Origin of the sequence: Sulfurimonas sp. NW7 (genome assembly GCF_051132265.1) — a bacterium.
In the GTDB taxonomy this organism is placed as follows: domain Bacteria; phylum Campylobacterota; class Campylobacteria; order Campylobacterales; family Sulfurimonadaceae; genus Sulfurimonas; species Sulfurimonas hydrogeniphila.
Genome location: NZ_CP093235.1, coordinates 1,857,550 through 1,870,808 on the forward strand (window position 1 = coordinate 1,857,550; position 13,259 = coordinate 1,870,808).

At 39.8% G+C, this 13,259-nt stretch carries 10 protein-coding genes; all 10 read right to left on the reverse strand.

Features of this window, described 5'->3' with window-relative positions:
- Positions 1-3: 3 nt before the first annotated feature.
- Positions 4-2,490 carry an NADH-quinone oxidoreductase subunit G gene (locus MLC35_RS09780; RefSeq protein WP_434636778.1) on the reverse strand — a complete coding sequence of 829 codons (2,487 nt, stop codon included), beginning with the start codon at positions 2,488-2,490 and terminating at the stop codon, positions 4-6.
- A complete protein-coding gene (locus MLC35_RS09785) occupies positions 2,490-4,733 on the reverse strand; it encodes an NADH-quinone oxidoreductase subunit G (protein ID WP_346389616.1) in 2,244 nt (747 codons plus the stop codon). The genes MLC35_RS09780 and MLC35_RS09785 overlap by 1 nt, the downstream gene beginning before the upstream one ends.
- A 12-nt stretch (positions 4,734-4,745) precedes the next feature.
- Positions 4,746-6,782 carry an FAD-dependent oxidoreductase gene (locus MLC35_RS09790; protein ID WP_151899556.1) on the reverse strand — a complete coding sequence of 679 codons (2,037 nt, stop codon included), beginning with the start codon at positions 6,780-6,782 and terminating at the stop codon, positions 4,746-4,748.
- A 9-nt stretch (positions 6,783-6,791) separates the two neighbouring features.
- Entirely contained in the window at positions 6,792-7,016 is a 225-nt protein-coding gene (locus tag MLC35_RS09795) for an NADH-ubiquinone oxidoreductase subunit E family protein (protein ID WP_151899555.1), read from the reverse strand.
- On the reverse strand, positions 7,016-8,257 hold the full coding sequence (gene nuoD, locus MLC35_RS09800; protein ID WP_151899554.1) for an NADH dehydrogenase (quinone) subunit D: 1,242 nt from the start codon (positions 8,255-8,257) through the stop codon (positions 7,016-7,018). Before nuoD ends, MLC35_RS09795 begins: the two co-directional genes overlap by 1 nt.
- Positions 8,258-8,270: 13 nt before the next feature.
- Positions 8,271-9,077, reverse strand: coding sequence for an NADH-quinone oxidoreductase subunit C (locus MLC35_RS09805; RefSeq protein ID WP_418640680.1), 807 nt, complete (start codon positions 9,075-9,077; stop codon positions 8,271-8,273).
- A 1-nt stretch (position 9,078) separates the two neighbouring features.
- Positions 9,079-9,588, reverse strand: coding sequence for a NuoB/complex I 20 kDa subunit family protein (locus MLC35_RS09810; RefSeq protein WP_151899552.1), 510 nt, complete (start codon positions 9,586-9,588; stop codon positions 9,079-9,081).
- The gene (locus MLC35_RS09815; protein ID WP_151899551.1) at positions 9,570-9,959 is read right to left on the reverse strand and encodes an NAD(P)H-quinone oxidoreductase subunit 3; all 390 of its coding nucleotides are present in this window, start codon (positions 9,957-9,959) and stop codon (positions 9,570-9,572) included. Before MLC35_RS09815 ends, MLC35_RS09810 begins: the two co-directional genes overlap by 19 nt.
- Before the next feature lie 248 nt (positions 9,960-10,207).
- Positions 10,208-11,944, reverse strand: a complete 1,737-nt coding sequence (locus tag MLC35_RS09820; protein ID WP_434636781.1) for an ATP-binding protein — start codon at positions 11,942-11,944, stop codon at positions 10,208-10,210.
- An 8-nt stretch (positions 11,945-11,952) separates the two neighbouring features.
- A complete protein-coding gene (locus tag MLC35_RS09825) occupies positions 11,953-13,236 on the reverse strand; it encodes an OmpP1/FadL family transporter (RefSeq protein ID WP_434636783.1) in 1,284 nt (427 codons plus the stop codon).
- Between the last annotated feature and the right edge of the window lie 23 nt (positions 13,237-13,259).

The following is a 13,259-nucleotide window of genomic DNA, read 5'->3' on the forward strand; positions in this document are numbered from 1 at the left end:
ATATTACCCCTTTTGGATTGAAGCTGTACTAAAACGGTAGCCGTCAAAGAGTGCTTCTGAGTTTAATTTTTTATCAAATGTAGGTAAAACCACTATATCACCTGCAATTTTATTGTCACACACAACTTTTGCAGTCAGTTCACCTTTTTTGGTTTTCACTGTGACTGTATCACCCTCATTGTAATCAGTTTTGGATAAATACTCTTCACTCATGTAAATACCGCTTACTTCGTCAAGATTTGTTGTCTTGTAGGTAAATTCCGTAAACTGTCTTACAGGATTTGCTAAATAGATTATACACCCTTCTAACTTATCTTCACTGAATTTTTCTACACTTTCATCTTCACTGGCCTCTACTGCTACATTTTCTAACACATAACCTCTTACTTCTGTACCGTCATTTTCATAATGATTTGGCAGGTTATCGAATTCTTCTGCTTTAAATCCTCTCGCAACAGGAAGTTCTACAGTGTAATCTATAATATTTTCTGCTTCAAAACCAAGCGCTTTTGCAATATCGTTTAATTCATATCCCTCATATCCGATAGCAGCATTTGTAGGGTTGACACGTTTGTTTACAGATGTCAATGTTCCTTCCTGCTGATTGATCGCCGGCATATCCAAATCACCGTCGCCAAGCCCGGAGAGTACAAAATCGCCATCAGTATTGTACGCAACCGTATAAGAGCCTTTCTCATCATCAAGGTCACAGATCAGCGCTACACCCAATGAGTTTGTAAGTGTTGGAATCATGGTAACTTCAAAAGCTGAGTATTTTTCCAGCAAAGCAACCAGACGAGCCAGGTTTTTTGCATTTGGATGCATATATAAATCTGGTCCAACCATAAGCGCAAAAGTCTCTTTTTTCTTCAGGTTCTTTTCAAGTGTTTGCATAAAACTATCATCAAGACCAAGTATTTCCAAGAGTCTGTTATCATCAACCTCTATTTCTTTTGCAATCTTTGTAGAAACCATTTTGGTTTTTTCTACTTCAATTTCTTCTTCTTCCCCTGTTTCTTCATTGACTTTTGTCTCTTTGACAAGTTCCACAACTTTTTCTTTCACAACTTCTTCAACTGTAACGGTTTTTTGTGAATGAAAAGAAGCAAGGTATGCCACAATATCAGAAGGCAGTTTTGATTTGTCTGCAAAAAGATCAAGCAGAAGATATAATGCTGCTTCTTCTTGAAGAGGAGCATGGGCAACTGTCATGATAGACTTCCCTATACCCTCGATAATCGGATCTTTTACAGGATGAAAATAAATTCCTGCGCCTTTTTTTACTGTCAACGAATTATTTAATGCATAGCGTGCATTTGGATTGTCAGTTTTGAGTGCCGAACCGACTGAGACTATAAAGTTTGTACTATGCACTTTTTCCAGATCGCCTTTATAGAGTTTATGTCCACTGATTTGTGCATAATTGTTTAAAAAATCCTGAAATGCTTTTGCTTCCGGATTGACAAGTCTGTATCCGAATTTTTCTTTCATTTTTTGAAGCAGGTAGGCTTCTTCATTGGTAATTGTAGATGTAAAAGCTATTGTATCTGCCTTTTTAAAGGCCTCTACTGCATTTGCAAATGCAGTCTCGTCTTTTGTAACACCGGCATTTTGATAATCAAATCCGTAACGGCCTGCACCACAAAGTGAAACATAGTTCCATTCGTTCATAACACGGTATATTTTATCTTCAGGATTGTCAATACTTGTATGTTTCAGATCATAAGTTATCTGACATCCCGCAGAACAGTGTCCACAGGTTGCAGGAACCTGTTTTAACTCCCAGGCATTGGACTTATACATAAACTGGGTATCAACAAGTGCTCCGACCGGACAGACTGCTGCACATTCGCCGCATGAGGTACAGTCAAGAACATCAGTTCCGTTTGTCAAACCAATGACAGACTTGTTGAGTTTGTTCCACATTGCATATGCGTCTTTTGGCATACTCTCTTTATAATCTGCATTGATAGGATCAGAACCGCGCGGAATTGTTTTAAGTGAATTGTCACCTATCATATCCTTACAGGCAGTAACACAACGTTCACACACGATACAAAGGCCCGGATCATAGTGTAAATGTCCCCAGTCATGAGAACTTCTGTCTACATCTTTAATGGAATAATGTTGTGAATCAACACCCATCTCAAGTGTATAATTTTGCAGTTCACACTCACCTGACTGGTCACATACACCACACTGAAGCGGATGGTTCACATCGTATACTTCCATGATGATTCTGCGCTCTTTTTCTATAGACTCAGTCGATGTTACTACCTGCATTCCCTCTTTTGCTTTTGCATTACAGGCATATACCTGTTTTCCATTTGCTTCAACAAGACATATACGACAGGCTAGAGTCGGGCTGCATCTTGTTAAATAACATATTGCAGGAATAAATATGTCATTTGCACGGGCAGCATTTAACAAATACTCACCCTCTTTTGTCTGAACATCTTTTCCGTCAATGTTTATGGTAATTTCACTCATTATATTACTCTCGCTATTTTGGATTTTTCAAATCTATATCTGCTAAAATCCTGACCTAAATCGAAGGTAGGATTGAGTGCTATAGTTCCTTTTAGTTCTTCATCTTGTTTAAAAACTCTTTGTATTGTTCTTGATGCAAAGCTTATTTCAACTACATCACCATCTGCAATCTTTGCAGCTGCCGCAAACTGAGCCGAGCCTCTTAATGTTGTGTCTTTTTCCAACTGATGTGTTTTATTTGTAAACGCATTAAACTGCAAAACAGGGTTACAATTATAAATTACACTTCCGTTAAACTCAGGCAACTCTTCAATCGGTGCTACTTCTGAATCTGCTTCACAGACAACTTCATCTAAAATATAGCCCCTTTTGTCTTCACCGTAAGGTGTTAAAAAATTCTCCAAATCATCAAAAGCAATTGCTTTAAAACCTTTTGATGTGTCGAGCTCTTTTGTATAGTCAATAGTATTTTCTTTTTTCAGACCAAGAGCATTTGCTATATCATTCAAAGTATATCCTTCAAAAGGAAGTGCCACATTCAACGGAAGTACCTGATTGTCAACATTGACAACTGTTCCTTCCACTTGATTAAGTGCCGGCATCGCCAAATCTGAATCTTTTAAAGATGACATTATAAAGTCACCTTCTGCATTATAAGCAACAATGTTGCCTATATTTTCATCAGTGTCGAGTTTACATGTAAGGGCAACCCCTGCAGTATTTACTTCTGCAGGAATAATCAGTAATGAAAATTCAGTATATTTTTCAATCAAAGCTGCAAGTTTCGCAATATTTTTTGCACGCTTATGTGCAAATACATCACTTCCGATGATAAGTACATGCTTTTGTGCCCGCTTGAATGACTTCGTCATTAATTTAAGTTCATCATCGCCCACATTGCTTTCAGCTTCAAGGTAGCCCAAATCCAAATCATCTAAAAATGATCTGGTTTGTTCGTCCACATCACTGTTTTGAAGAAGCTCATTTGCCAAAAGTGCCATGACACCCTCTTCTGTACCCACTTCATATTTCATAAACTGTGTAGCGGTATTTTTCATAAGCGCATCTTCAAGCGGATGCGCATATACTATTTTTGCACCATTATGCTGGGATGCTGTTCGCACAGCATAGCGTACCATCGGATTATCCGTCGCCAGACGTGTGCCGATAATAATGATTGCATCGGCTTGTTTGACGGCATCCATCGAAGCACTGTGATGCAGTTTACCGCTTACTGAAGAATAAGATTTCATAAATTCAGCATACAGTCTTGCGTCCTCATTAAAAAGTTTTATCCCAAGTTTCTCTTTTAAAAGCTGTAAAATATGTGCCTCTTCATTTGTAATAATTGAAGAAAAGCGTATAGCATTTGCATTTTGAATGGCTTCAACTGCCTTGTTAAATGCTTCTTCGTCTTTAGAGGCGCGATTTTCAAAATCAAATCCGAAACGCCCTGCTCCACATAATGAATTGAATTCATAATTGTTTTTCACTCTGTAAATAGAATCTTCACCGTTGATACCGACGTGGCGTGTTTCATATTCCAAAGCACAACCGGCAGAACAGTGGGCACATGTTGAAGGAATACGGGAGAGTTCCCATGCATTTGCAGAGTACTGGAAATCACTGCTTACCAAAGCACCGACCGGACAGACTGCAATACATTCACCACAAAAAGTACAATCCAGTGTATCCGCATTTTTTGGGATAATCACAGAAGAGTATCCGCCGAATTTTACTTCAATAGCATCATCGCCTATAACTTCATTACATACATGTACACATTTTTCGCACATAATACATAATGCAGGGTCATAATTAATCAGTCCCCAATGTTCCACTTTTCTGAGTTGGTCTTTTGCAGAAAATTCCTGTTGTGCTACGCCAAACTCCAAAGTCATATTTTGCAGATCACATTCACCTGATTTGTCACAAACACCACACTCCAATGGATGATTTACATCATAGAGTTTCATGATATTTGTACGTTCAAGCTCAAGCTCGGCAGAGTTTGTTCTGACTTCAATACCCTCTGTCGGAGGTGTGTTACAGGAAAGAACAAGCCCATCTACACCTTCTACCTCGACAGAACAGATACGGCATGATGCACAGGGTGTCGTTTTAGAAATATAACACATAGTAGGAATATAGATATCATTTTTTCTTGCAGCCTGAAGAATTGTCTCCCCTTTTACTGCTGTAACATCTTTGCCGTCAATTTTAAAATTTATAATTTTACTCATTTACGACTCCCCTTATGCCTGTACCATTGCTATATAATAACAACGCATACATCTCTCAGCTTCACTTAAAGCCTGTTCCTGTGTGAAACCAAGATTTACTTCCGCATTATTATGCTTTCTCACTTCAACATCCAAAACAGAAGAGTGCTCACGAGGAAGACCCGGCAACCAGCCGGTAACTTTCTCTTTTTTATCATAAACTTTCAGTTTAACAAGATGATCTTCCATAATCTCATCATCAGTCAAGCTTACTTCACCGGTCTGTACATATCGGGCCATAACAGAAGCCGCACGTTTGGCTTGACCGACCGCATTGACAATCGTCATAGGACCGTATTCACAGTCACCTGCGGCAAAAATACCTTTGCGTGATGTCATATAGTCTTTGCCGTTTGTCTTAATAGTCGCCCATGAAGTCATCTCAATGTCCCACTCTTCAGGCAGTAAATCCAAATCAGCCGACTGAGAAACAGCAGGAATCAGATAGTCTGCTTCAATGGTATAGGATTCACCCTCTATTTTTACAAGCTGTGCACGTCCGCCGTTTGGATCAGGAACAAGCTCGAACTTGTCAATCAAAAGTTCTCGTAAAATGTCATTTTCATCTGTCGTAATTTTGTTTACAGCGGAGTGAAAAAGAAACTCGACACCCTCTTCAACCGCTTCATGGTACTCTTCATAGGTTGTATTGCGTATAATGGTTTTTTCATCACGACGGTATATCATATAGACTTTTTTGGCATTGGCCCGAATTGCACAACGCACAACATCCATTGAAGTAAATCCGCCGCCCACGCAGACCACGGTTTTGCCTGTCAGGTCCACATAGTCTGTAGTAAGCAAATTCTCTTCCTGCACCTCTTTAGGAATGGTGATGCCGTATTTTTCATACAGATTCACACGGTCAAGAAAATCAATAGCGCCCCAGTAACCCTTAATCTCTGGTCTTTCATTTTCACAACGGACTTTTTTGGAGATCCTTGTCCCTACGGCCACCATCGTTGCATCATACTCTTTTTCAAATCTGCGCATATCGTCGGCACCGATTCTCGAATTTGTAATAAAGTTCACACCCATATCGCGGACACATTCTATATCCTGATTGTATTTGTCAACCGGCATACGGTATTCAGGAACACCCACAGCCACTTCACCGCCTAAAACAGGGAGATCCTCATATACATCGACTTTTATGCCTTCTGCAGCAAGATAATACGCAGTCGTCAGCCCCGCAGGACCTGCACCGATAACAGCAACTTTTTTGTCAATCGGCGGCTTCTTCTCCATCGGGTGAAAAAACTCATATTCATGGTCTGTTTCCCAGTCTGCACCAAGGCGTTTGAGTGCCATAATTGAAATAGGCTCATCAAGATTGGTTCTTCGACAGGCATCTTCACACGGATGCGGACAGACACGTCCACAGGTATGTGCAAGCGGCATTGTCTGGCGTGTTGCTTCCAGGGAATCGTCAAAACGCAAGTCTCTGACACCTTCAATATATCCGGGTATATCAACATGCGCAGGACAGGCATCCGTACACGGTGCTGTTATTTTTGCTATATAGCCGATTTTTTCATCATAATGTTTTGATTTTTTCTTTTCATTGATACACTCCAGAAATGTATCTTCGAAATGCGTCATTAAGTCCAAAATAGGATTTGGAACTGTTTTCCCAATCTCACACTTGGATGTTATCTGCATACTTTTACCAATCTCTTTTAAGTGGTCCAAATCAGCCAATTCACCTTCACCACGAGCAATTTTATCAAGCTGGTCATATAAAATACGGCCACCCCATCTTCCAGGAGCACATCTTCCGCATGCTTCTGAATAGACTTGATACTGTGCAGCATATTCCATCGCTAAACGAATAACATCCACATCCTCATGAAACAACGAAACACCGTCCCAGCCGATAAAAGCTTTTGAATCACGGTGATCATCATATTGTGCCGGTAAGTTATAAGCTGACTCTTCCCACTCTTCTTGTGGTTTGCCGATATTGTTAACAAGCTCACCATTCCAAGTAGAAAAATATACTTTGCTCACATTCAATCCCTATTTTTTCACTACGATAGTCCAGTCGACTTCGTTAAATTTTAATGAGTTATACAGTTCATACCCACACTCTTTTACCAAATCAGCACTTCTTTGGATCGGAGAAAAATCTCCTATTTCAAAAAGAAATATCAACGTCTCCGTCGGTTTGTGTTTTTCTTCTAAAATCTCTTTCATACGAGGTTCAAAATTATCTTTTAAATGTCTTAAATCATATCGTTTCATTATCTGTCAACCTCCCCGAAAACTATGTTCGTTGTACCGATTATTGATACAACATCCGGAATATAGTGACCCGGTAAAAGGTCGGTTAAGATTCCTGTATGCCAGAATGACGGCGCACGCAGTTTCAGTCTGTACGGATACGGACCGCCTTGGGAATTGATGTAGAATCCAAGCTCACCTTTTGGTGATTCTGTAGGAACATACACTTCACCGACCGGCGGTCTCATTCCCTGTGTTACAAGAACGAAATGCTGCATTAATGAGTAGTTTTGTGTCATTATGTCGATTTTCGGTGCCGAAATATACTTCGGTGCATGTGCCATCAAGTCAGTCTGACCGTCTTTTTCGCATTTTTCATACATTTCTATACATTGATACAGAATCTTCGCACTTTGACGCATCTCTTCCATATAAATACGGTAGCGGGCAAAGTTGTCACCTTTGTCTGAAAAAGGAACATCAAACTCCACTTCATCATAAAGTTCATACGGCTCTTCTTTACGAATATCCCATGCAACACCAGAAGCTCTGAGCATTGGACCCGTACAGCCCCATGAAAGTGCCATCTCTGTAGAAATCACTCCCACCTCTTCCATTCTCATCAGCCAAATACGGTTAGAGTCCAAAAGGTCTTCATAATCTTTGATATTCTGCGGCAGTTTGTTTAAAAATACTCTGAGCTGGTGTAAAAATCCATCCTGCAGATCGAGAGGGACTCCACCTATACGAATTGCTGCATGTGTCAAACGTGCACCACAATAGCCTTCGATAATATCCATCAGGTATTCTCTTTCACGGAAAGCAAAAAGAAAAACCGTCATAGCGCCGATGTCAAGTGCCGTCGTCGCCAGCCAGAAAAGGTGAGACATAAGACGGTTGATTTCCAAAAGCAGCATACGGATAACTTTTGCACGGCGAGGGACTTCAAGCCCGATAAGTTTTTCAACAGCCAGAGCAAATCCGTAGTTGTTTGAAGATGATGCGATATAGTCCATGCGGTCTGTCGTCGGCATAAACTCATTATAAATCATGTTTTCAGCCATTTTTTCCATACCACGGTGTAAATACCCGATATCAGGATGTGCTTTTACAATCTGTTCCTGTTGCAGATGCAGCATTAAACGTAATTGCCCGTGAGCAGACGGATGCTGTGGACCAAAGTTTAATATCAGTTCATTGTCATCTCTGTCAAATGTTATATTTTCAAAAAACGGTGTTAATCTGTTTTTTACCTGTGCCATATTTTATACCACCTTATCTTTGCGGATCATCAATAACTACTGATGACTCTTTATCAAGTTTTTTGATGAGGAAAACGCCGCCTTCTTCCTGATACGAATGCGTAACTGCCGGCTCGTCACCGGTAATTTTTGTACCTTTTGGAACTTCATGCCCAAGACGTGCAAAACGCTCAGAATCATATCTGTCCACTCTTGCAGTATCGCGAAGTTCAGGGCCTATGATGTCACGTGCTTCTTTTCCATAGATTTTATCTACTTCATACCATGCTGCGAATTCATCCCCTTCAAGAGGATATGTTTTCAAAAGAGGGTAGCCTTCCCAGTCATACGGCATTAAAATTCTTTTCATAAACGGATGGTTGTTCGCTTCAATGCCAAACATATCAAACATTTCACGTTCACTCCAGTCAGCACTTCTGAAAAGCTTTTCAACACTGTCAACAGCCTCTCCGTTTTTAATGAAATATTTCACACGGATACGTTTGCGTTTTGTCATGGAAAGCATCTGATAAAAAATTTCGAATGTATCATCTTTTGCCAGCCAGTCAATAGCAGACATTTCTGAAAGCTGTGTATATTCCAACTCATCGCGCATCAATTCAAGCACACCGTAAATATCATGCGCATTGATGTATACGACCATTTGTTCCACTTGAATATAGGCCTCTTTCACTTCAAATTTTGCTTGAATCGCCTCTAAATCTGCAGCAAAAACCGCATCTTCTTCTACCGCTGTTTTCGGTACCTGCGGCGCTACATAAAATCTGTCTGTATAGTATGCCTTTGCCTGTACATTGTCTTTAGGTTTATACGCTCTCATATTACATTAACCTTTTAGCTTTTTGTGCATTGCCTGCTTTGTTTGCACGAATTTTCTTTTGTAACAACATTACACCATACTGCAGTGTTTCAGGACGCGGTGCGCAACCGGGAAGATACAGATCAACCGGAATAATTCTGTCACATCCCTGCACTGTCGCATAGGTATTGAACATTCCGCCTGTATTTGCACATGAGCCCATAGAGATAACCCATCTCGGTTCGGTCATTTGATCATACAGACGTTTGATGAACTCTGCATGCTTTTTGGTAAGTGTACCGGCAACTATCATAACATCCGCCTGACGGGGACTCGCACGGAAAATTGTTCCGTAACGGTCAAAGTCAAATCGTGAAGCACCTGATGCCATCATTTCAATACCGCAACATGCAAGACCGTATGTTAATGCCCAAAGAGAATTAGAACGTCCCCAGTTTACAATTTTATCCACACTTGTCAGTGCTATCGGTAAACCACCGTCCTGTGTATAATTTACTTTATGTTGTGCCATTCCAGCGCTCCTTTTTTCCATGCATATACAAAACCTATTGCCAATAACAATATAAACATTATCATTTCAGCAAAACCGAACCAACCAAGCACTTTAAAATCTACTGCCCAAGGGAACATAAATACTATTTCCACATCAAAAAGCAAAAAAAGCAATGCAAACAGATAAAACTGAGGTGACACCCTGTTTGGCTGCTTAGTAATTTCAGGTCCACATTCATACACTGAAAGTTTGATTTTTTCACTGTCTTTACGTGCCAATGCACGACTCGCCAATCGGGCGACGACAGTCGTTGTAATAAACGCACCAAATGTTATAACAAAAAGTACAAATACCCCAAAATACGGATTTGAAGTCACTATATGCTCCATATAACCTACCTTTTATTTTAAAAGTTATATTTATTAAAAATATAACTGATTTTTATATTTGTTTTCTAACGATGAAAAACGGTTTTTGTTGCAAACCTATTTTCATTTGTTACTAGAAAAAACAGTTACTGCACTATAGCAAAATGAATATTAAAAAAAAGTTTTGTGGAAGATAACTCATACCAAATGTCACTTATCGCAACACTGATACGAGTAAATATTTTGTTAGTTTAAAAGAAGCTTTAAAATTATTTGTTTAAAAATCCCATAGATTTCTCACTGTCAAAGTTCGCATCTTTTTCACGCTTGATTTCATCAATAAAGTCATCAAGCGTAAAGAGCGGATTCTCCCGCACAGCGACTTTATAGGCTGTGTTTTTGATTATGAGACTAATCTGTCCGCCGGTAAGAGAATATTCTGCAAGCGCTGCAACATTGAAGTTGTCCTCATAAGGTGCTTCTTTTGGTAACATTTTCTTCCAAAGCTGTACCCGTTGTTCTTTGTCCGGTTTTTTAAACTCGATTTTGTAATTAAATCTTCTGGAAAATGCTTTATCGATATTTTCAAGCAGGTTTGTCGTTGCTATGAGCATTCCTCTGAAATTTTCAATCTGTTCCAAAAAGATATTTTGCATCTGGTTGTGCATCTGATCTGAGCCTGTGATATTACCGCTGCTTCTAGCACCTAAAAACTGGTCTGCTTCATTGAGTAACAGTATAGGTTCTGTTTTTGTTTTTTCGCTCAGTTCATAAAAAGTATCAAAGATTTTACGGACATTTTTTTCACTCTCTCCTACATACATAGAAAGGATCTTGGAACAGTCAAAGGCCAAAACCTGGCGTTTAAGTGATTTTGCCAAAGAGTATGCCGTCATTGTTTTTCCGGTTCCTGCAGGTCCGTAAAAAATTATTCTGGCATCTATACCGCTTTTTTTATCTTTGATACCCCATTTTACAAGGCGGCTCACAACCTCTTTATCTACCTGTTTCATCAGGTTTTCAAGCGTCTCTTTTGTTTTGACATTAAGCACGACATCATCCAAAGAAGTCTCAGGCTCTACCAGTTCAAAAATATCCTGTTCTTCGACCAAAGCATTGAGTTTCAAACGTGTTACTTTTTTTGTTTTTTGCGGATGAATAATTCTTTGTAAGACATCGTCTACTATATAGAAAGAACGGCTGATTCCGCCAAAAGGATTGAGCATCTCTTCATAATCTATAATCCCATTGCTTAAAAGGTTTGAGCCCTCTTCTAACAATGAACGGTTTTTAATACGTTCATACTCATCAAGCGAAATCAAATCTATCAACGTATTCATCTCCCGCAAAGAAGAATCAGTCGATCCGTACTCTTCACGAAGCAGTGCAATAAAAATTACCTGCTCATAGTTGCTCATTTTCTTCTGTTTGAAAAATTTGTCCAACACAAGATTTTCAGAGCTCTGTTTTACCCGCTCTTCAATGCGCTTTTCAAGCAGTTTGAGTTTGTTTTGCAGTCTGTCAATACCGAGAGAATGTTCATGTACATTTTGACGAATCACACTCATTTTCTGATAGAGTTCAATCCGAAAAAACTGATCCTGCAGGTACTCAAGATGGTCAGAGTAGGGCTTTACTTCAGGCAAATCCAAATCCAGTGTGCCGTCCTGTAAGAGTTTTAAAAAAGCAGGTGTGAGCCCTACTGCAGTGTTTAAAAGTTCAAGCGGTGTTACATCCGCTATTTTTACAGGAGTAAAGCTTTGCTGATGCAGCCAACCGAGTTCAAGCAGACTTTTCAGTTCTCTTAAATGTACCAAATGTTCATAGTTTTCACTTTTGTACAAATCCTGCAGCAAATCTAGGACAAGTACATCATCCTGTCCTTTCATATACCTGTGCGCAATATACTGCAGTATCTTTGCTTCATTGATACTGCATTTTAGATGGATAAATATCTCCGATTTTTCAATCTCTTTTTCGTTTAAAAAGTTAACTAGTGTTTTCAATTATTTCCTTAAAATTTATACCCTAAACCGGCTGAAACAAGCAGCGCTCTAGAGTTGCTGAATGTACCGTCCAGTCCGTTTATATTCGTCGTTCCAGAAATTGTTCTGTCTTTTTTTATGGAGTACAATGCTGACAAGCCTATATCCATACTATCATTTATTTGATAACGTCCGCCAAATGAAAAAGAGTATGCATTGCTTCCCGGTGATTCAAAATTGAGTGTAGACTCCGGCGTTGGAGTTTCGTCATAAATCGCACCTGCCCGTAAAGTCACCTTGTCCAACTCCTGCGTAATACCCAAACGAAATGTGTTTGTATCTTTCCAGTTTTTAGGTTTGGGGTTATCAAAGGCAGCAATCAAAACCGGGTTTGTAAGTGATCCGTCATACTCAAAATCAAGAGATTTATAGGCAGACCAGTATGCTTTTTCATAAACAACTTCTACCGTTGTTTTTGTCTTCTCAAATGTATAGGCTCCGGCAAGCATCAATGTTGCAGGGAGAGGAATACTCACACTTGCCTCACCGTTATATGAACCTGCAGGAATGGCTCCTCCCAATGCAGCCGTTGATGAGAGTCTCGCGCTTCCTTCTACCGTCAAATTTACATTCGAACGGTATGTGGCAGCCAGTTCCAGTGCTTTTGTCGGGTGGTATGCCAGGGCGAGATTATACCCGAAATCCAAAGAGCTTCCTTCAAGATCACGGCTGATATAGGATGTTGCCAAAGGAGATGCATTGACAATTGCGCTTTCACTGCTTTTTACAACCCCGCTTGTATGCACCGCTCTAAAACCAAATGCCAATGCCAGGGTGTTTGTAATTTTATACGCAACACTTGGGCTCACTTCTACAATCTTTAATGTAAACTCCTGAGAAACAAGTTTGGCAGAGCCCTCTTCCCATTGTCTGCTCAGTCCGGCAGGCACAGTGATACTCAAACCGACACGCACACCGTTTTCACCAAGTTTTGGAGAGACATAATGGAGTGAAGGAAGAATAAAAGTCTGTTTTTCCGAATTGAGCTCTTCTGCGCCTGTAAGTGTTTTTGCGTAAGTTCCCTTAAAGTTTGTAGAGCTTAACCCTACATACATCAAATCCACTTCTGCATGTTGTGCATCATCCATAAAAACCATATTTGCCGGATTGTCATATGCGGCATCGGCATTTTTTGTATGGGCAATATTTGCTCCCCCAAGAGCAACTGAGTTTGTAGAAGTTTCCGGAATTTTATATCCGCCCGCCATTATTATTGAACTTGCCATCAATGACATAAACACTGTTTTTTTCATATTTTTTCTCTTTTTGATATTTT